Origin of the sequence: Murimonas intestini (genome assembly GCF_024622195.1) — a bacterium.
Taxonomy (GTDB): Bacteria; Bacillota; Clostridia; order Lachnospirales; family Lachnospiraceae; genus Murimonas; species Murimonas intestini.
The window spans coordinates 62,993-81,901 of sequence record NZ_JANKBI010000018.1; the positions used below are offsets into that span (position 1 = coordinate 62,993).

General features: G+C 45.3%; 16 protein-coding genes, 1 tRNA gene and 1 pseudogene. 7 read left to right on the forward strand and 11 right to left on the reverse strand.

The annotated features are described in order from the left end of the window. Positions 1–62: 62 nt before the first annotated feature. From NSB28_RS20380 to NSB28_RS20405, 6 genes are all read right to left on the reverse strand, one after another. Complete coding sequence (locus tag NSB28_RS20380; RefSeq protein ID WP_109748446.1) at positions 63–1,736, reverse strand: glycoside hydrolase family 13 protein; 1,674 nt, start codon at positions 1,734–1,736, stop codon at positions 63–65. A gap of 11 nt (positions 1,737–1,747) precedes the next feature. Next, positions 1,748–2,605 (reverse strand): carbohydrate ABC transporter permease, encoded by an 858-nt coding sequence (locus NSB28_RS20385; protein WP_109748445.1) that lies wholly within the window; start codon positions 2,603–2,605, stop codon positions 1,748–1,750. Then, a complete protein-coding gene (locus NSB28_RS20390) occupies positions 2,605–3,645 on the reverse strand; it encodes a carbohydrate ABC transporter permease (RefSeq protein ID WP_257497550.1) in 1,041 nt (346 codons plus the stop codon). The genes NSB28_RS20385 and NSB28_RS20390 overlap by 1 nt, the downstream gene beginning before the upstream one ends. A 69-nt stretch (positions 3,646–3,714) precedes the next feature. Further along, the gene (locus NSB28_RS20395; protein WP_109748444.1) at positions 3,715–5,127 is read right to left on the reverse strand and encodes an ABC transporter substrate-binding protein; all 1,413 of its coding nucleotides are present in this window, start codon (positions 5,125–5,127) and stop codon (positions 3,715–3,717) included. Between the two features lie 274 nt (positions 5,128–5,401). Next, positions 5,402–6,412 (reverse strand): LacI family DNA-binding transcriptional regulator, encoded by a 1,011-nt coding sequence (locus tag NSB28_RS20400; protein ID WP_109748443.1) that lies wholly within the window; start codon positions 6,410–6,412, stop codon positions 5,402–5,404. 126 nt (positions 6,413–6,538) lie between these two features. Continuing rightward, positions 6,539–6,745: a DUF1858 domain-containing protein gene (locus NSB28_RS20405; protein ID WP_109748442.1), complete on the reverse strand. Its 207-nt coding sequence runs from the start codon at positions 6,743–6,745 to the stop codon at positions 6,539–6,541. Between the two features lie 336 nt (positions 6,746–7,081). On the opposite strand from NSB28_RS20405, the gene pflB reads away from it, so the two are divergent. From pflB to NSB28_RS20430, 5 genes and pseudogenes are all read left to right on the forward strand, one after another. Beyond that, positions 7,082–9,145 (forward strand): formate C-acetyltransferase, encoded by a 2,064-nt coding sequence (gene pflB / locus NSB28_RS20410; RefSeq protein ID WP_109748441.1) that lies wholly within the window; start codon positions 7,082–7,084, stop codon positions 9,143–9,145. Positions 9,146–9,226: 81 nt separating this feature from the next. After that, positions 9,227–9,487: pseudogene (grcA3, locus tag NSB28_RS20415) on the forward strand (autonomous glycyl radical cofactor GrcA3); the annotation flags it as partial. A gap of 1 nt (position 9,488) precedes the next feature. Then, positions 9,489–10,259, forward strand: a complete 771-nt coding sequence (gene pflA, locus NSB28_RS20420; protein ID WP_109748439.1) for a pyruvate formate-lyase-activating protein — start codon at positions 9,489–9,491, stop codon at positions 10,257–10,259. 146 nt (positions 10,260–10,405) lie between these two features. Further along, positions 10,406–10,579 (forward strand): DUF362 domain-containing protein, encoded by a 174-nt coding sequence (locus NSB28_RS20425; protein ID WP_109748438.1) that lies wholly within the window; start codon positions 10,406–10,408, stop codon positions 10,577–10,579. Positions 10,580–10,696: 117 nt separating this feature from the next. Further along, positions 10,697–11,422, forward strand: coding sequence for a nitroreductase family protein (locus tag NSB28_RS20430; RefSeq protein ID WP_109748437.1), 726 nt, complete (start codon positions 10,697–10,699; stop codon positions 11,420–11,422). Positions 11,423–11,486: 64 nt separating this feature from the next. On the opposite strand, the gene NSB28_RS20435 is transcribed toward NSB28_RS20430, so the two are convergent. From NSB28_RS20435 to NSB28_RS20450, 4 genes are all read right to left on the reverse strand, one after another. Further along, positions 11,487–12,248, reverse strand: coding sequence for a MerR family transcriptional regulator (locus tag NSB28_RS20435; RefSeq protein WP_109748436.1), 762 nt, complete (start codon positions 12,246–12,248; stop codon positions 11,487–11,489). A 143-nt stretch (positions 12,249–12,391) separates the two neighbouring features. Then, complete coding sequence (gene dnaB, locus NSB28_RS20440) at positions 12,392–13,723, reverse strand: replicative DNA helicase (protein WP_109748435.1); 1,332 nt, start codon at positions 13,721–13,723, stop codon at positions 12,392–12,394. Positions 13,724–13,735: 12 nt separating this feature from the next. Continuing rightward, positions 13,736–14,182: a 50S ribosomal protein L9 gene (rplI, locus tag NSB28_RS20445; protein WP_109748434.1), complete on the reverse strand. Its 447-nt coding sequence runs from the start codon at positions 14,180–14,182 to the stop codon at positions 13,736–13,738. A 2-nt stretch (positions 14,183–14,184) separates the two neighbouring features. Continuing rightward, complete coding sequence (locus NSB28_RS20450) at positions 14,185–16,242, reverse strand: DHH family phosphoesterase (protein WP_109748433.1); 2,058 nt, start codon at positions 16,240–16,242, stop codon at positions 14,185–14,187. Between the two features lie 175 nt (positions 16,243–16,417). On the opposite strand from NSB28_RS20450, the gene NSB28_RS20455 reads away from it, so the two are divergent. Together NSB28_RS20455 and NSB28_RS20460 are read left to right on the forward strand one after the other, a co-directional pair. Further along, positions 16,418–16,490 (forward strand) — tRNA-Val (locus tag NSB28_RS20455). Positions 16,491–16,654: 164 nt separating this feature from the next. Continuing rightward, positions 16,655–17,107 (forward strand): TM2 domain-containing protein, encoded by a 453-nt coding sequence (locus NSB28_RS20460; RefSeq protein WP_109748432.1) that lies wholly within the window; start codon positions 16,655–16,657, stop codon positions 17,105–17,107. Between the two features lie 118 nt (positions 17,108–17,225). Here NSB28_RS20460 and gtfA read toward each other — a convergent pair whose 3' ends face one another. Further along, entirely contained in the window at positions 17,226–18,665 is a 1,440-nt protein-coding gene (gtfA, locus tag NSB28_RS20465) for a sucrose phosphorylase (RefSeq protein WP_109748431.1), read from the reverse strand. Positions 18,666–18,909 lie beyond the last annotated feature (244 nt).

Here is an 18,909-nt window from a genome sequence, read left to right on the forward strand (position 1 = left end):
AGCAAAGCGCTTCCAGCTCCTGCCATCAATGCGGCAGGAACCGTGAAGCGCTTTTTTTGTTACTATCTACACTTATACAGTACAAAAGCCTCATAGGGTTTCAGTTCGATCTGACCCTTATAAACATCTCTTGAATAATTTCCGATCAGGCATCTGCTCTTCTCAAATCCTCCAGGCACTTCAAATTTCTGAATATCCCCGGTAAAGTTGCAGACTGTCAGCAGCTTCTCATCTCCGTATGTGCGAGTATACACATAAAGCTCCTCACTGTCCGGAAGAAGCAGTTCATAGCTGCCTTCTGTGATGATCTGGTACTCCTTGCGCAGCCCGATGAGCTTCTTATAATAATAAAAGATGGAATCCTTATCTGCCAGCGCCGCCCGGGCGTTAATGCCGGTATAATTGGGATTTACCTCTATCCAGGGCGTGCCCTCTGTAAAGCCTGCATTTACGCTGCTGTCCCACTGCATCGGCGTTCTTGCATTATCCCTGCTTTTAAAGCGCAGGCATTCCATCATATAATCTTCTCCTGCAATCCCTCCCTCCACTATCTCGTGGTACGCATTGATGCTCTCTATATCCCTGTACTGGTCAATTGAGGTGAATCCTGCATTTGTCATGCCAAGCTCCTCACCCTGGTAGATATAGGGCGTACCCTGCATCATATGCAGGCAGATTGCCAGCATCTTGGCTGACTCAGCCCTGAATTCCTTATCATTTCCAAACCGTGACACTACCCTGGGCTGGTCATGATTGTCCCAGTATAAACTGTTCCACGCTTTTCCGTGAAGCTGCGTCTGCCACTTGCTGAGTACTTCTTTAAGCTGTGTCAGTCTGGGCGGTCTGTTATTCCATTTCCCGTAGCTTCCAAAATCCAGATCCATATGCTCAAACTGGAAAACCATATTCAGCTCATGCTCATCAAAACCCGCATACTTCTTAGCCTCCTCAACAGTCACGCATGCTGTTTCACCTACAGTGGCAAGAGGGTATCTGGATAATACCTCTCTGTTCATCTCTTTCAGATATTCATGCTCGTGAGGCCCATGTGTAATGATAGGTCCGATCTCCGCATACTGGTGCCCCTCTCTCACATGACCGTCCTCAAAAACTTCAGGCTTTGATATCATGCTGATCACATCCATCCTGAAACCGTCAATCCCCTTTTGGCACCACCAGTCCATCATCTGAAATACTTCCTGGCGGACCTTTGGATTATCCCAGTTCAGATCCGGCTGTTTTACCGCAAATGCGTGTAAATAATATTGGTCTCTCGCTGCGCAGTACTCCCATGCGGAACCTCCGAAGCTGGCTTCCCAGTTTGTCGGCTCCTTTCCTTCTTTTCCATCCCTCCAGATATAATAATCACTGTAGGGATTGTCTTTTGATCTTGCACTCTCGATGAACCACGGATGTTCATCAGAGGTGTGGTTGACTACCAGGTCCATCATGATTTTCAGGCCCCGTTTATGTGCTTCATCCAGCATTTCATCAAAGTCAGCCATAGTCCCAAAGTCGTCCATGATATCCTGGTAATCGCTGATATCATACCCATTGTCACAATTAGGCGATTTATAGACTGGTGAGAGCCAGATGATATCAACGCCAAGTTCCTTTAAATAATCCAGCTTTTGTGTGATTCCTTTAAGATCACCAATGCCGTCATTGTTGCTGTCCATGAAGCTGCGGGGATATATCTGGTATACGACCGCGTTCTTCCACCAATTCTCCTGCATATTTTTCTCCTTTACTTAATAGCTCCTTCTACCATTCCCTGCATGATCTGCTTCTGGGCAAAGATAAACAGGATAATGACTGGCACCATAGCCAGAAATGCTGCTGAAAGTATCAGATCCCATTGCTTTACATAGGAACCTACAAAGCTGCTCACCGCTACAGGAAGTGTCTTAATCTTACCATTCAGCCCCAGCATCAGGGATGGGAGCAGATAGTCGTTCCAGATCCAGATACCGTTCAGTATCAGCACTGTTACCTGTATTGGCTTCAGAAGCGGAAATACTACTTTAAAAAATGTCTTTTCCGGGCTACACCCGTCAATCCATGCCGCTTCCTCCAGTTCATACGGGATCCCCTTTATGAACCCATGAAGGATAAATACTGACATAGACCCCCCGAATCCCAGATAGGCGAAGATGACACCCTTATAGCTCTGCAGCATACTGATTCCCAGAAAACTGGACAAGTTCTTAAATGTGGAGAGGAGAGGCAGCATGACTACCTGGAATGGGATAACCATGGCCGATACAAATATCATGAAAATAAAAGATGACCATTTTGTCTTATTTCTGACCAGCACCCAGGCTGCCATACTGGAAAATACAGTGAGCAGCGCCAGGGATACTACCGTAATCAATAGCGAACTGAAAAAGGAATTCCAGTAATTAAAACTCTGGTTGTTAATGACATTACTAAAATTAGTAAACAGCTGTGACCACTCTGACGGCAGCGATACCGGGCTGATAACAATGTCTGCGCTCTTTTTGGCCGCATTTATTATTACCAAAAAGAACGGAGAGAGCATGACAAGTGTCAGGAGAATAGCCACAACTTCTGCAGCCCTTGTTCTCATTTTTTGTGCTTTCATTACATCTCAACCTCCTTTTTCTTACTGATCGATACCTGTGTCAGTGAAACGATAGCCAGTATGATAAAGAATACTACCGCCTTTGTCTGGCCCAGCGCATACTGGTTCTTGCTGATTGCTGTGTTAACTATATTCAGGGCCAGCAGTTCCGTTGACTGTACGGCCTTTCCGGCTAATATCCGGCTTGGAGCGCCATTGGTAAGTGCAAGGTTTAAGTCATACTGTTTAAAAGAATTGACCAGTGTCAAAAAGATACATACCGTAAAAGTATTTGCGATCATAGGCATTTTTATCCTTCTAAGTGTCGTCCAGGCATTTGCCCCATCCACTGAGGAAGCTTCCAGTACATCCTTGGGCACACCCTGAAGCCCTGTCACATAGATCATCATAATATAGCCAGCATACTGCCATGTGCTCACGATAAGGATGGCTGCAAGAGCCTGGTTCGGATCTGTCAGCATGGATACACTTCCTGCGATAACGGAAGTAAATACCTTATTAAAGATAAACTGCCATACATAGCCCAGTACAATGCCGCCGATCAGGTTCGGCACGAAAAACGCAGCACGGTAAAAGTTTCTGCCCTTTACCCTTGATGTACACAGCAGCGCCAGAGCAAACGCCACTATATTTACTGATATCATGTTAATAACTGTAAAAATAAAGGTTATCACAAAGGAATATAAATAGTCTTTTGACTGAAACATCTTTATGTAATTTCCAAGCCCCACAAACTGTGTCATCTTGACTCCGTCCCAGTCTGTGAGTGAGTAGAAGATACCACAGATGAAAGGGACAAGGACTGTAACCCCAAATGCGAAGACTAACGGGAATAAAAAGATAAAATTAATAATTTTGCGGTGCTTCTTTGTCGGATAATAATAGATTCCAAAGAGCACCAGGACTGCTCCAACGATCAGAATACCTCCCCTGTATGCATTCTGGCTTCCTGTGAAGTCCAGATACAGGGCAACTGCCATGGCCGCTATTCCGACAATCAGGGCAATCAATGAAATGGTCTTTTTCGCACTGCTGTTCACGCTGCTATCTCCTCTCTCTGACGCTTATTGTAACTGGCTTATTGTAACTGCCCGGGATTGCAGCACAGCTTATTGCTGTGCCGCATAGTCTGCTATAGTGGACTCCATCATATCTACAAACCCTTCTTTGTCGAGCTGGTCCTTCGCATAAAGCTCGAATACCGCACCTGTAGCGTTCTGTGCAATACCTTCCGGCTGCATCAGCCAATCCCATGCATAAGTATTGCCATCTTTAATATAAGGGATCATGCTGGCTGCCAGAGGAGTAGTCGGCTCCAGTTTGCAGGATTTAAACGGTGATACCATACCACAGTCAATTACAAGCGCCTGCTGCCCTTCTTCAGTTGTTGCCAGTGCCTCTAAAAACTTCTTACATGCGTCAATCTTGTCACTGTCTTTATAGATTCCCCACACTGCAGGAGCATCTGCAAGGATACCTGTTGTCTCTTCTGCAGAGAATGCTGCCGGGGCGATCCCGCAGGCAAATGTTGCATTATATGTGTCGAGGGAAGGGTCAATCCAGTTTCCCTGTGTGATGAAAGCTGTTTTGCCCTGTGCCCACAGTGCCAGCTGGTCATCATATGTTCCTGATATCAGCACGTTCTGGTCTGCATAGTCAAAGAGTAATTTTACCCAGTCAGCGAACTGTGACATACGCTCTTTGTCAATTTCACCTTTTTGTTCCATCTCTATCAGAGACTTATCGCTTCTGTCTTGTCCCTGTGCGATATAGACAGCCATCATATGGTTTCCTGTAGACCAGTTCATTTGTCCTGATTCAGCCGCCACGGAGCATACTGCCTGAAGCCCCAGCTCATCCTTCATACCATCCAGCTTCTCAAATGCTGCCCTGTAAGCGTCAATTGTCGTAAGTGTGGCGGGGTCAATCCCGGCTTTATCAAGGATGTCCTTATTATATGTAACTCCAATTCCTTCCACTGCAAACGGCATACCTACGACAGTACCATCATCTGCTGTAAAAGCATAGTCTGTATCAGCGATCCATGATTCACCGTCAAGTGGCGCCAGCCAGTCTTTAAAAGACTGATAGGAGTCAGCTGCATATGCGAAGATATCCGGCATATTTCCTGCTGCATAATAATTCTTCAGCTGTCCGTTAACATCCACTCCGCCTCCCAGGGATTCAATGACAACCTCCTGCCCTGTCTGTTCCTGATATTTTTTTGCAAAAGCCTTAAGAGGCTCATCAATCTCAATCTTCGTGTTCATAAATCTGATAGGCTCACTGGTGGGCGCTGCCTCTTCGCCTGCCGCTTCCGTACTTTCTGCCGCATCCTCTGCTGCTGCCGTATCTCCTGCTGCTGTATCCTCCGCTGCTGCCGTATCATCTTGTGCTGCTGCCTCAGTTGTGTCCGCTTTGGTCTCCTTTTCTGTTTCAGTTGCAGAGCTGCTTCCACATCCTGCCAAAGTCCCCATTACCATAACTCCTGCCAACACCGCTGATAATAATTTCTTTTTCATGCTGTTCACCTCATATTTTTATTCTTACTATATTCTGCGCTGCCCTGTTTGCTTTTGCGCATAAGTTTTATTTACATCTTTGATTTTAATCACCTTATGCGCATAAGTCAATAACTTATGCGCATAAGCTACATTTTTATAACTTTTGTACAATAGACCTTTGACATATTTTCACAATCCAGCACTGTCATTTTTGTGCAAAATATAAAAAAGCAGATAAACCAACATCGATTTATCTGCTTTTTAGAAGCTTTTTCTTCCTTTTCCTGTACTTTTACAGCTTTCGGACACTGTCTCTTACCACGATCTTTACAGGCAGTATCTCGTCCTTCGGATTTTCCTCGCCACGCAGCATCGCCATGAGCTTTTCTACAGCCACTGTGCCCTTTCTGTCAACATCCTGATACACAGTGGTAAGTGCCGGCCGGCATACCTTTGCAAATATATTGTCATCAAATCCTGCTATTGACACATCGCCGGGGACATCCATCCCCCGGGCAAAAAGTTCATTGGTGACCTGCAGTGCGTAATTATCTGAACAGCAGAACATTGCCGTCACCCTCTGGGCAGCTTCATATACTTCGCTCATGCTGACAGCAGTTTCCCCTTCCACAGGTGAAATTATGATCAGGTTCTTTTTATCAAAGACGATCCCTGCTTCTCCCACTGCCTTTTTAAATCCCCTGTAGCGCATATAGTCCACGCCCTCCAGGTTATCACATATAAAGGCAATCTCCCTGTGACCGTTTTCTATCAGGTATTTTGTCATTATATAGCCGCCGCCCTCATCGTCCAGCCCCACGTTCACATAGTCCATGATATCCTTGGGGGCATAGCTGTCTATCAGAACAATGGGCTTTTTATACCTGCCTCTTATTTTCAGGTACTCATCCCTGTTCATTCCTACAGTAATCAGGCCGTCCACATTCCAGCTGGACACGTATCTGATGATCTCGCTTATATCATCAGATACGTACAGCATAAAGAAATAATTATTTTTTCTGACTTCCTTTTCGATTGCCCCGACAAGACTGCCAAAAAACGGGTCGGCAACTATATTCTTATATTTATCCTCATTGCTGAACAGGGCCATACCTATGATTTTAGACCTGTTCTGGGCCAGGTTCCTGGCATTTATATTCGGGGTATAATCATATTCCTCTAAAAGTTTCTGTACCTTTTCCACTGTAGCAAGCGACACCTCGCTCGTCTTGCCGTGGATGACATTAGAAACTGTTGTCGTGCTGATTCCCAGAATATTAGCTAGTTCTTTAATGGTGACCATATCAGTCTGCCCCCTTACCTAAAAAATAAGCTGCCATTCCAGTCTGTGGACTGTACGGCAGCTTTCTTTTGCCCCGGGCGGCATCATATAACACAGCCCCTTCAGACCGGGACTTACTTAATTTTATTAAGCTTCTTTTGTTTCCAGAAATGCATTCACTCTCGCAACCAATACATCCGGCTCTATACCATGAACCATAGCAGCTTCTTCCAGAGATTCCATCTGTGCGCTCGGGCATCCTACGCAGTGCATTCCGCCTGCCACAAGAATTGCCGCCATGTCTGGATCCATATTCAGAATTTCCCCAATTAACATATCCTTTGTTACTTTCATGCTAAAATCCCTCCTTCTTTTCGAGATGGTTCCTATTATAATACTTTTCTTATCCTGATGCAAGGCATTATTCCTACTTTTCCGCCAGTATTTGATACTTTGAGCGTTTGGAAAACCATCCTTTTTTTACCTGTATCGTACATTATTTCCTTATTATTAATTATTATTATCATTTTCGACACTGTACTTAAAAAAAAACAGATTTAGCTATTGACTTGTATACAATGTACATAGTACTATATGAATATGATAAATATTTAACAGGGCTGACCTAATTAATATTTTATCTTTTTATGGGTACAACTAATCACAAGCATTCCTTAGGAGGTTATTGTAATGAGAGAAGAGTGGAAAGGCTTCACCAAGGGCGTATGGGTAAAAGAAATTAACGTCCGCGACTTTATTCAGAAAAACTACACCGTTTATGAAGGAGATGATTCCTTCTTAGTTGGTGCAACAGAAGATACTCAGGCCCTGTGGGCACAGGTTATGGACCTGACCCGTAAAGAGCAGGAAGCCGGCGGAGTACTGGATATGGATACTAAGATCATCTCCACCATCACTTCACACGGCCCTGGATATCTTGATAAATCTAAAGAAAAAATTGTCGGTTTCCAGACTGACAAACCTTTCAAGCGTTCACTTCAGCCTTACGGCGGTATCCGTATGGCAGTAAAAGCCTGCAAGGACAACGGATATGAAGTAGATCCGGAAATCGTAGAATTCTTTGAAAAACACAGAAAGACACATAATGCAGGTGTGTTTGATGCATATACACCGGAAATGCGTGCCTGCCGCTCCAGCCATATCATTACAGGCCTTCCTGACGCTTACGGAAGGGGACGTATCATCGGCGACTACCGCCGTGTAGCCCTCTATGGTGTTGACCGCCTGATCGAGGACAAGAAGGAGCAGAAAGACGGAACACGTACTATTATGTACTCTGATGTAATCCGCAACCGCGAAGAACTGTCCGAACAGATCCGTGCTCTGGAAGAATTAAAGAAACTGGGCGAGATCTACGGCTGTGATATCTCCAAGCCGGCTTCTAACACACAGGAAGCTATCCAGGCTCTCTACTTCGGTTACCTTGCTGCTGTAAAAGAACAGAACGGCGCTGCTATGTCCCTGGGACGTACTTCCACCTTCCTGGATATCTACGCACAGCGTGACCTGGAGAACGGAACATTCACAGAGGAACAGCTTCAGGAGTTCGTAGACCACTTTATCATGAAGCTGCGTCTTGTTAAATTCGCACGTACACCTGAATACAATGACCTGTTCTCAGGAGACCCCACATGGGTAACAGAGTCCATCGGAGGTGTCGGCATCGACGGACGCCCAATGGTCACAAAGATGTCCTTCCGTTATCTGCATACACTTGAGAACCTGGGACCGGCTCCGGAACCGAACCTGACAGTGCTCTGGTCCACAAAGCTTCCGGAGAACTTTAAGAGGTTCTGTGCAGCTATGTCAATCAAAACATCATCTATCCAGTATGAGAATGATGACCTCATGCGTGTAACTCACGGAGATGACTATGCTATCGCCTGCTGCGTATCTTCTATGCGTGTTGGTAAAGAGATGCAGTTCTTCGGGGCACGTGCAAACCTGGCTAAATGCCTTCTGTACTCTATCAACGGCGGTGTGGATGAAATCTCCAAGAAGCAGGTAGGACCTAAGTTCCGTCCGATCACTTCTGAATACCTGGATTATGATGATGTGATGGATCACTATAAGGATATGATGAAATGGCTTGCAAGAGTGTATGTCAACACACTGAACATCATCCACTACATGCACGACAAATACTGCTATGAAAAACTGCAGATGTCTCTCCATGATAAGGAAGTGACACGCTGGTTTGCCACAGGTATCGCCGGTCTTTCCGTAGTAGCTGACTCACTGTCTGCCATTAAATACGCTAAGGTAAAAGCGATCCGTGACGAGAACGGTATTGTTGTAGATTACGAAGTGGAAGGTGATTTCCCGAAATACGGAAACGATGATGACCGTGTTGATGAGATTGCTGCTGAGATCGTACACACCTTTATGGGATATATCAAGGGCAATCACACTTACCGCGGCGGAAGACCTACAACTTCAATCCTTACCATCACATCTAATGTGGTTTACGGAAAGAATACAGGCGCTACTCCTGACGGAAGAAAAGCCGGTGAACCATTTGCACCGGGAGCTAACCCAATGCACGGCCGCGACTCCCACGGAGCTGTTGCTTCTCTGGCATCTGTATCCAAGCTGCCATTCAGGGATGCACAGGACGGTATCTCCAATACCTTCTCCATCATTCCCGGTGCACTTGGCAAGGATGATAAGATCTTTGCAGGCGAACTGGAAGTAGAGCTTGATTTAGGATGCTGTGAAGGAACAATCGAATAGCAGGACATTCCATCCGGGAAATTGTCATAAACTGCTATAGACAGCCGGCCCGTAAATTGATAAGATAAAACTGTAAAGTATAATAAGGAGGATTTGAACATGGAAGCAAACAACGCACAGATCGATAACCTGGTGTCATTATTAGACGGCTATGTAGAAAAAGGCGGTCACCACTTAAACGTAAATGTATTTACAAAAGAGACTCTTTTAGACGCTCAGGCACATCCTGAGAAATATCCTCAGCTGACAATCCGTGTTTCCGGATACGCGGTAAACTTTAATAAATTAACAAAAGAGCAGCAGGACGAGGTTATTTCAAGGACTTTCCACGGCGCAATGTAATATGGAAGGCTATGTACACTCCCAGGAAAGCTTCGGAACCGTAGACGGACCTGGCGTCAGGTATGTGGTGTTTATGCAGGGATGCCCAATGCGGTGTCTCTACTGCCACAATCCTGACACCTGGGAGCCTCGTACCGGAACCTTAACGGATTCGGAAGAGATCCTTGGGCACTATATGAAAAATAAGGCCTTTTATCAGAAAGGCGGTCTTACCGTTACAGGCGGTGAACCTCTTCTCCAGATAGATTTTGTGCTGGATCTGTTCAAAAAGGCAAAGAAACTGGATATCCACACGTGCATCGACACTTCAGGCATTACCTTCATTCCCGGGAGTGAGGCCTGCCTGAAAAAAATGGATGAACTGATGCAGGTGACTGATCTGGTGATGCTTGATATTAAGCACATCGATCCCGAAAAACATAAAGAGCTGACAAGTCAGGACAACAGCCGTATTCTGGCATTTGCAGAATATCTGGAAAAGAGGGGGATCCCCGTATGGATCCGCCATGTCATAGTTCCCGGCATCACAGATGATCCAAAATATCTGGACAAACTGGGATACTTTATCGGCGGCCTTAAAAATGTAAAGGCGCTGGATGTCCTTCCATATCATACTATGGGTAAGGCCAAGTATGAAAAACTCGGCATGGATTATCCTCTGGGAGATCTTCCTGACTGTACAAAAGAAGCCGCACTTGAAGCGAGAAAACTTATCATGGAGGGAATCCGCAGACGGCGCAGAGATATCAGCAAACCTGTTGGGACTCCATAAATTTCCATGAAAATATTTAGAAAAGCAACCGAAATATTACAGCTTTTTAACAAATATTTCACTTGTATAATTGATATAGATGTATTAAAATGAATTGAAGACAGACAAGATGTCTGAAACTGTATTTTATAAGGAGGATAAGAATTATGGCATATGTAATTACAGACGAATGTGTATCATGTGGATCATGCGAAGCTGTATGTCCGGCAGAAGCAATCAGCGCAGGAGATGACAAATATGTTATCGATGCAGATGCTTGCCTTGACTGTGGATCATGCGAAGCTGAATGTCCAAACGGTGCTATTGTAGCAGGCGAATAATAAGGACTGATAAAGGTCTTGCCGCAGGGTTCCCCGGAATCCGGAGGCAGGATCTTTTTTTGTTCCATAGTACATGAAGAGCACATTTTTTCTTTAACATCCAAAAGGAGATAAACCATGAATGAAGTAATTCAATCCCTCTTCAGCCGCAAATCTGTGCGTTCATTTGAAGACAGGCCGATCCCGGCAGAGGACAAGCTCCTCATCCTGCACGCTGCTGCACAGGCCCCCACAGCAGGCAATCAGCAGCTCTACACTATCCTGGATATTACAGACCAGGAGCTTAAGGACAGGCTGGCCGTCACCTGTGACAATCAGCCCTTTATCGCAAAGGCGCCGCTTGTACTTATCTTCTGCGCTGATTTCCAGAAATGGTATGATGCTTTCCTGGAGACTGGCGCCTCCCCCAGAAAGCCTGCCCCCGGCGACCTGCTTCTGGCTGTTGATGATGCCCTGATAGCAGCACAAAATGCTGTGACAGCAGCCTGGAGCCTTGGCATTGGCTCCTGCTATATTGGTGATATCATGGAACAGTGCCGGGTCCACAGAGAACTTTTGGCTCTGCCTGATTATGTCTTCCCCGCAGCTATGGCAGTCTTTGGCTACCCTACTGCACAGCAGATGGAGAGGCCCAAACCAGAACGCTGTCCCCTCTCCTCCATCGTCCACGAAAATACATATCATTCTCTTCACGGTGAGGAGCTTTACAATACTTTTAAAGGGCGTTTCGGTCAGAAAAGCTACGAGGACTGGTGCCGGGCCTTCTGCCAGCGCAAATATAATTCTGATTTTTCCAGAGAAATGAGCAGCTCTGTGGAAGAATACCTGAAATCCTGGCTGTAAAGAACGTACAGCAAAAATAGCGGAAGCAGGCTGATCATTTTCACCCTGCTTGCCGCTATTTTCTTTAATGTCTTTTAAACCACCTAAATCCGCCTGTCCTTTTTTCTTTGGCGGCGGCAGTCATTTTATGGGGGCTTAAGCTCTGATGGGCGCGTATAGACTCATCCAGCCTTCTGTACCGCTCCTCTTCCCTCTCTTCTCTCAGCTTCATAAGGATGTCCATTTCACGGACGATAGCATCACTTATGTCTGCTTCTAAAGCCTTATTATTCTCCTTTAATGCCTGTTTAAAGGCATTAACAGCTATGTGTTCAAACTGCCACAGTTTTTGCGTCTGGGCATCCAGCTCCGCCAGCGATGTCCCATCACTCTTCTGCAGTGCCGGCTCAGGTTCTTCCCTGCCCCAGGCCTCCTGTTCCGGGTCCTGTCCGTTTGATTCTTCCCCTGGATCTGTCTCTGCCTCCTGAACTGTCTCATCCTCTTTTTCCGGCATGCAACACTCCGTATTAATGTACTGTTCGTCAGCTCTCCCGCCGTCTTCGTCCGCTCCCCGGACTGCATAGCTCTCATAGGCATCCTCCAGGCTTTTATGTTCTTTCTTATCCAATTCCGGCAGCAGCACCTTTATAGCTTTCAGCTGCAGCCCTCTTTCCTTTAGTTCTTTAATATTCATGAATTCATGGATATTCTTCTCGGTGTAGTAACGATGGCCAAGCTCAGTCCTCCCTACGTTCAGGTTCAGTTCTTCTTCCCAGTATCTGAGCACATGAGCTTCTACCTGAACGATTCTGGAGGCATCTGAAATCATATAACGGACTTCATCCATTTCTACCCCTCCTTAATCCCTAATATCATACCACATCTGCCAAAACATGCCTACTCTAATATTTCGCAAATAGCAACAAAAAACAGCCCTTTTTCTGAAAACAGGACTGTTTTTTACATTATCTGCTCTAATTCGTTATCTGTTTATTCACGCTGCATATTTGCAAACTTTGTATAGTTTGGCAGCCATACCAGCTCTACCGTACCAATCGGGCCATTCCTCTGCTTTGCAATGATGATCTCAGCAATATTTTTCTTATCTGTGTCTTTATTATAATAGTCATCCCTGTATATGAACATTACTACGTCGGCATCCTGCTCAATAGCCCCAGATTCCCTCAGGTCCGACAGCATAGGCCGCTTGTCAGGACGGCTTTCAACCGCACGGCTTAACTGGGACAGAGCCACCACAGGCACATTCAGCTCCCTGGCGATCTCTTTTAAGGAACGGGAGATCTCTGATATCTCCTGCTGCCTGGATTCTGATTTCTTACTTCCAGTCATCAGCTGCAGGTAGTCAATGATAATGATCCCCAGATCCATCTCCATCTTGTATTTCCTGCATTTAGAACGCAGATCCGCTATGGAAATACCGGGCATGTCATCTATGATCAGATTTGATTTTCCGATGATCCCGGCGCCTTCTATCAGCTTTCCCCAGTCATCATCTGTCAGGTTTCCTGTCCTGATGGACTGGGAATCCACCCTGGACTCCAGGGACAGAAGCCTGTTTACAAGCTGTTCCTTTGACATTTCCAGGCTGAATACGGCAACTGTTTTGTTCACCTTAAAGGCCATATGCTGAGCCACATTCAGAACAAAAGCTGTCTTTCCCATGGAAGGGCGGGCAGCTATCAGGATCAGGTCTGACGGCTGGAATCCCGATGTCTTGTAGTCCAGATCAATAAAACCTGTAGGGATGCCCGTAACGCTCCCCTTTGTCTTTGAAGCGGCCTCTATCTTATCCAGGGCATTTAACACGACCTGCTTGATTGGCACGAAATCTCCGCCGCCCCTTCGCTGTACCAGGTCAAATATCTTTTTTTCTGTATCCTCCATGATGTCCTCTACACGTTCCTTGCCCAGATAACATGTATTGGCAATCTCTTCATTAACCTTGATAAGCTTCCTTAACATGGATTTTTCTTTTACGATCTCCGCATAATACTTCACATTCGCTGATGTGGGTACGTTGGCAAGAAGATCCCTGACAAATTCCAGGCTGCTGATCTCTGGCGGAACATCCTTTTCCTTCAGCCGGTCCTGAAGTGTTATCAGATCCACCGGCTTTCCCTCATCGTAGAGCTCCTTCATAGCCAGAAAGACGATTCCGTACTGATGCTGGTAGAAGTCTTCCCCTGAAATAATTTCAGAAGCTGTCAGTATAGCTTCCCTGTCCATGATCATAGAACCGATTACGGACTGTTCAGCTTCAACACTGTGAGGCAATACTCGTTTTATGAGTTCTTCCTCCATCTGTGACTCCTCCTATGCCTCTCTTACAATTACCTTCAGCTGTGCCGTCACCTTTGGATGGATCTTAACCGGCACAAGAGTAGTGCCCACAGATTTGATCGGACTGGACAGCTGCATCTTTTTCTTGTCAATCTCATAACCCAGCTGTGACTTTGCAGCCTCGGCCACCTCTTTTGTTGACACGGAGCCAAACACTCTTCCGCCCTCTCCCATTTTCACAGAAACCGTCACTTCCTTTGACTCCAGCTCTTTTGCAAAGGCCCTGGCCTCCTCCAGCTGTTCCTGGGCAACCTTCTCTTCATGTGCTTTCTGAAGCTTCAGGTCATTAATATTCTTCGGCGTTGCCTCTATCCCCAGCTTCTTTGGAAAAAGCATATTCCTTGCGTAGCCGTCGCTGACATTGACTGTATCGCCCTTCTTGCCAAGGCTCTTTACATCTTCTATTAAAATTACTTTCATTGTTAAATCGCTCCTTCTTCTGTCATTTTAATAATTATATCTTTTAATTTCTTTTTTGCCTCTTCCACGGATATTCCATCCATCTGGGCGCCGGCTATATTCATATGGCCGCCTCCCCCCAGGCGCTCCATGATGATCTGTACATTCACTTCATCAATAGACCTGGCGCTTACATATATCCTCCTGTTGTACTCTGTAATCACAAAGGAGGCTTTTACACCTATAATGTTCAAAAGCTCGTTGGCAGCCTGCGCCCCGACTACAGTAGGGCTCTCCAGATCCTTGCTGGGGCAGGCGCTGATAGCGTAGCTGTCCAGGAATACCTCGGCATGGCGCACTGCTTCTGCCCTGGCCTTGTAGGACGGCATGTCATTTCTTAACATCTTGCGAACTCTTGTCACGTCCGCTCCGCATCTGCGAAGGAAAGCAGCCGCTTCAAAGGTACGCACGCCTGTCTTGGCCACGAAATTATTTGTATCAATAATAATACCTGCATAGATACAGTCAGCCTCCTGGCTCTTCAGCTTTATCCCGTCAGCAAAATACTGAAGGATCTCAGCCACCATCTCACAGGCTGATGATGCAAACGGCTCTATATAAGACAGTACGGCATTTTTGATAACTTCACTGCTCTGCCTGTGATGGTCAAGGACCACGATCGTCTTAGTCTGGTCCAGAATCTCAGCGCACTCTGCCATACTTGGCCTGTTCGTATCCACCACTACGACAACAGTGTTGCTGTCCACGATCTCTCTTGCCTGTTCATGGGTTACAAACATATCCTCCGGATAATCCTTATTGTTGAGGAACATATTTATCCACGGCCTGATAGAGCCATTGATCTCCTGTATGACGATGTGGGCTTTCTTGTTCATCATCATGGCTGCACGGTAGATCCCGATGGCAGCGCCGAATGAATCAATGTCTGTGATCTTATGTCCCATGACCACCACATCATCCTTAGTCCCCATAAACTCTCTCAGCGCATGTGCCTTCACGCGCGCTTTCACACGGGTGCTCTTCTCCATCTGCTGGGACTTGCCCCCGTAATATGATATCTTATCATTGTCCTTGACAACTGCCTGGTCCCCGCCGCGTCCCAGTGCCAGCTCTATGGCTATCCTGGAAAAATCATAATTCTGGACATAGCCGCAACCGTTCATGCCGATCCCGATACTCAGCGTCACACTCATCTCATTGCCGATATTTACTGTCTTGACTTCCTCCAGAAGGGAGAACCTGTTCTGTGTCAGTATATCCAGAGACTTCTGTTTGAGTACAATAAAGTACTTGTCCTTCTCAATCTTTTTGACAATACCGTCAATATTAGAAATATACTTATTGATCTTTCTGTCAATCAGCGCCACTAGAAGCGACCGTCTCACTTCCTCTACGCTCTCCAGCGCCTCATCATAATTATCCAGATAGATTAGTCCGGCTACAAGCTTCTGCTCTTCATTCGCCTTGATGTAATTCTTCAGCTCTGTATTGTCAAACAGATACAGCGCTATCATATAATTACGGTCCTGGGGTACATCCATTATAGTAACTGCCTCCGCAAGGCTGTCAATGGACACCTTCTTCATCTTCGCAGTATAATACCGCTCTCCCCCGTGTACCTCCACAGAATTCTCCTCTTTATCCTTTGGGAGTACATTCTGGTTCAGTTCTGTAAACAGATTCAGGATATTCTTCCTGTATTTCTGGTCTTTGCCCACGATCTCACAGAATTTCTCATTCATCCAGATAATCCGTCCGTCAAAGTCCAGAAGGGCATACGGTATCTCCAGCTCATAGAGCAGCGTCTTCTGTATCTGTCCGTACTGTGTGGCAAAAGAAATCATCTCATCCATAAGCCTGGGCTTATAATAGAACATGATCATAAACAACAGTATGACCAGTATCACACAAAAGGCTGACACCGTCAGTCCGGCTTTCACATTAAAGTAATAGACGGAAACATTCATGATAAGCACAAGTATCACGATTGCGATCGGCCACTGCAGATATGCTTTCAGTTTCCCGGCATATTGGATCTTACTTTTTTTATTTCTCTTCATAATATCTAAGCCTCGATTTTCTCCTTGCTTTTTACAAGCTCCCGGTGCTGAGTGCACCCACTCTGTCTAACCATATATGGATATATAATACCATTTTTTCGCATTTGAGAAAAGACCTTTTTATATTTTAAAAAAATATTTCCATTTTTACTATTTAGTGTTATAATAGTCACATGGAGGTATAGCTCAGCCGGGAGAGCGTTCGCCTCACACGCGAGAGGTCAGGGGTTCGAGCCCCCTTGTCTCCACTCCATAATTTTCCCATCTTTGGGAGGGAATTGAATATCAGGCATTCGGGATTGTTTCCGGATGCTAAATTTTTCTGTAAATCAAACTGTTTTATACCGGAAAGAGAATTTAAAACAACAGGCAAGAGACCTTTGTTAAAAACATAAGAAGGAAGGAAAGAGTTATGGCGTTAATCCAATGTCCCGAGTGTGGAAAAGAAATATCGGACAAAGCACCAAGCTGTCCCAACTGCGGAACCCCATTCAACCAAAAAAAATATTGTAAATTCTGCGGTGGATTAATTGATATGGACTGCATAATATGTCCAAAATGCGGAAAACAGGTTGAAGAACTAAATAATAATGACAGAAATATTGTTATCAACAACAATAATAATAATGTGGCTTCTTCTTCAGCTGCCGCTTATGCTTCCGTCGATTCTGACCGTGTATATGGAAGACCAAAAAACAAGTGGGTTTCTCTTCTTCTCTGTTTCTTTACAATCTGCGGGCACAAATTTTATGAAGGAAAAATAGGTATGGGATTTATTTACTTCTTCACCATTGGTCTGTTTGGAATAGGCTGGATGGTAGATCTTGTAGTTCTTCTGCTTAAACCCAACCCATATTATGTTTAGAAAGGACTCGTTCCCTTACATATTGGTGTTTACCAGTTTATATCTTAACCCAAAAAGCCAGAAGCCGCCCTCTTTACAGGGCAAAGCTTCTGGCTTTTATTTTACTCATGGCTCTCTGTTATAATCTGCAGACCTTCCCGCCCTCATCCGTGTATGTGATAGTATATTCTTTCTTTTCGAAGTCCACATTCAGCTTCGCCCACTGGCCTTCGTTGCTTCTGAGTATCTCCAGCCCTGTGTCATCACCTGATACAGAAAAATCTCCGTTAAATGCCGGATGTGTATTCCTGAACCTCATAAGTTCTAAAAGTTTTTCAACTACAGGCCGCCTGACCTCCTGTGCGATCTCTTCTTCCGAATAGTAGTGACGGTTAATATTGCGTCCTTCCTTCGTTTCTTCCAGCAGCTTGATGTCATTTTTTCCTGCCAGCATTCCCACATAATACACCTGAGGCGTACCGGGAGCAAAAAACTGTACTGCACGGGCAATCAGATAATCCGTATCATTTTCTCCCAGAGCTGAATAGTAAGTACAGTTTACCTGATAGATGTCCAGATTATTATAAGCGGCTGTGTTATAGATCTTCTTAACATTAGCCCCGTATTTAAAAATGTCCTCTTTAGTCCTGTCAATCTCTTCATCGGGGAGCAGATCCTTCACATCTACCACTCCTATCCCGTCGTGGGTATCAAGGGTAGTATACTGGTTTCGGGGGCAGATCTCCAGCCAGTGCTTCAGGTATTTTGCCTGGCCATAGTAAAGTGCATTAATGAGAAGCATAGGCAGAGCAAAGTCGTATGTGCAGTACCCTCCATTTTCGATCTTCTTATGCATGGTATAATGCTCATGGATCTCAGGCAGGATAGTCACCCCATATTCATCCGCGATCCTGCGGCAGTCTCCCAGGAACTCCCACACGTCAGGCTCCACAAAAAAACAGGTAGTGCCGGCTTTTTTTGTGGCATAGGCAAATGCATCCAGCCGTACCACTGAGATCCCATGCCTGCAGAGTCCTTCCAGATTCTTTCTGATAAATTCCTGTCCTGCCGCCGACTTGCAGTTGATATCTATCTGCTCTTTGTCAAAAGTACACCATATCTTTTCCGTTGTGCCGTCCGCAAATTCAGCATCCACATATGGGGCTCTCGGCTTCCTTTTATAGATAATATCCACCTGCCCCTGTGTGGGTTCTCCGCCCGGCCAGAAATCTTTATATCTTATAAAGAGATCCTTATACTCGGAAGCATCCTTCTTTTCCAGAAAATCCTTATAATACTCACTCTGGGCTGAAATGTGGTTAATCATGTAGTCGCACATGAGATAATATTTTTCTCCCAACCCCTCTATATCATTCCAGTCCCCGAAAGCCTTATCTACTTCGTAGTAATTTTTCGGAGCAAAGCCTCTGTCCCCTGAGGATGGAAAGAAGGGGAGGATGTGTACACCGTCAACTGCACCTTCAAAATATTTATCCAGTATCCTGTCCAAATCTTTCAGATTATTACCCATGCTGTCCGGGTAAGTAATTAACATGATCTTATTTTCTGGTTTTTTCATTTTGGATTCTCCTTTATCATTTTGGCTTCCTGCCGCTGCTACTGTATAGCTTTATTATAATAGGTTTTTGCAAAATGTCAATCGGTTGACATTTTGTTTTTACCTGTTTTGCTTCCAAACTTTTAACTGTTTTCTTATGCATTATGCACAAAGGTTACTGTTCACTCCGTGAACAGTAACACGCTCCGCGTTGCACAGAAACGGCAAAAACCGCCGTTTCGCGCTGCAGCTCTCGGGATTTTCG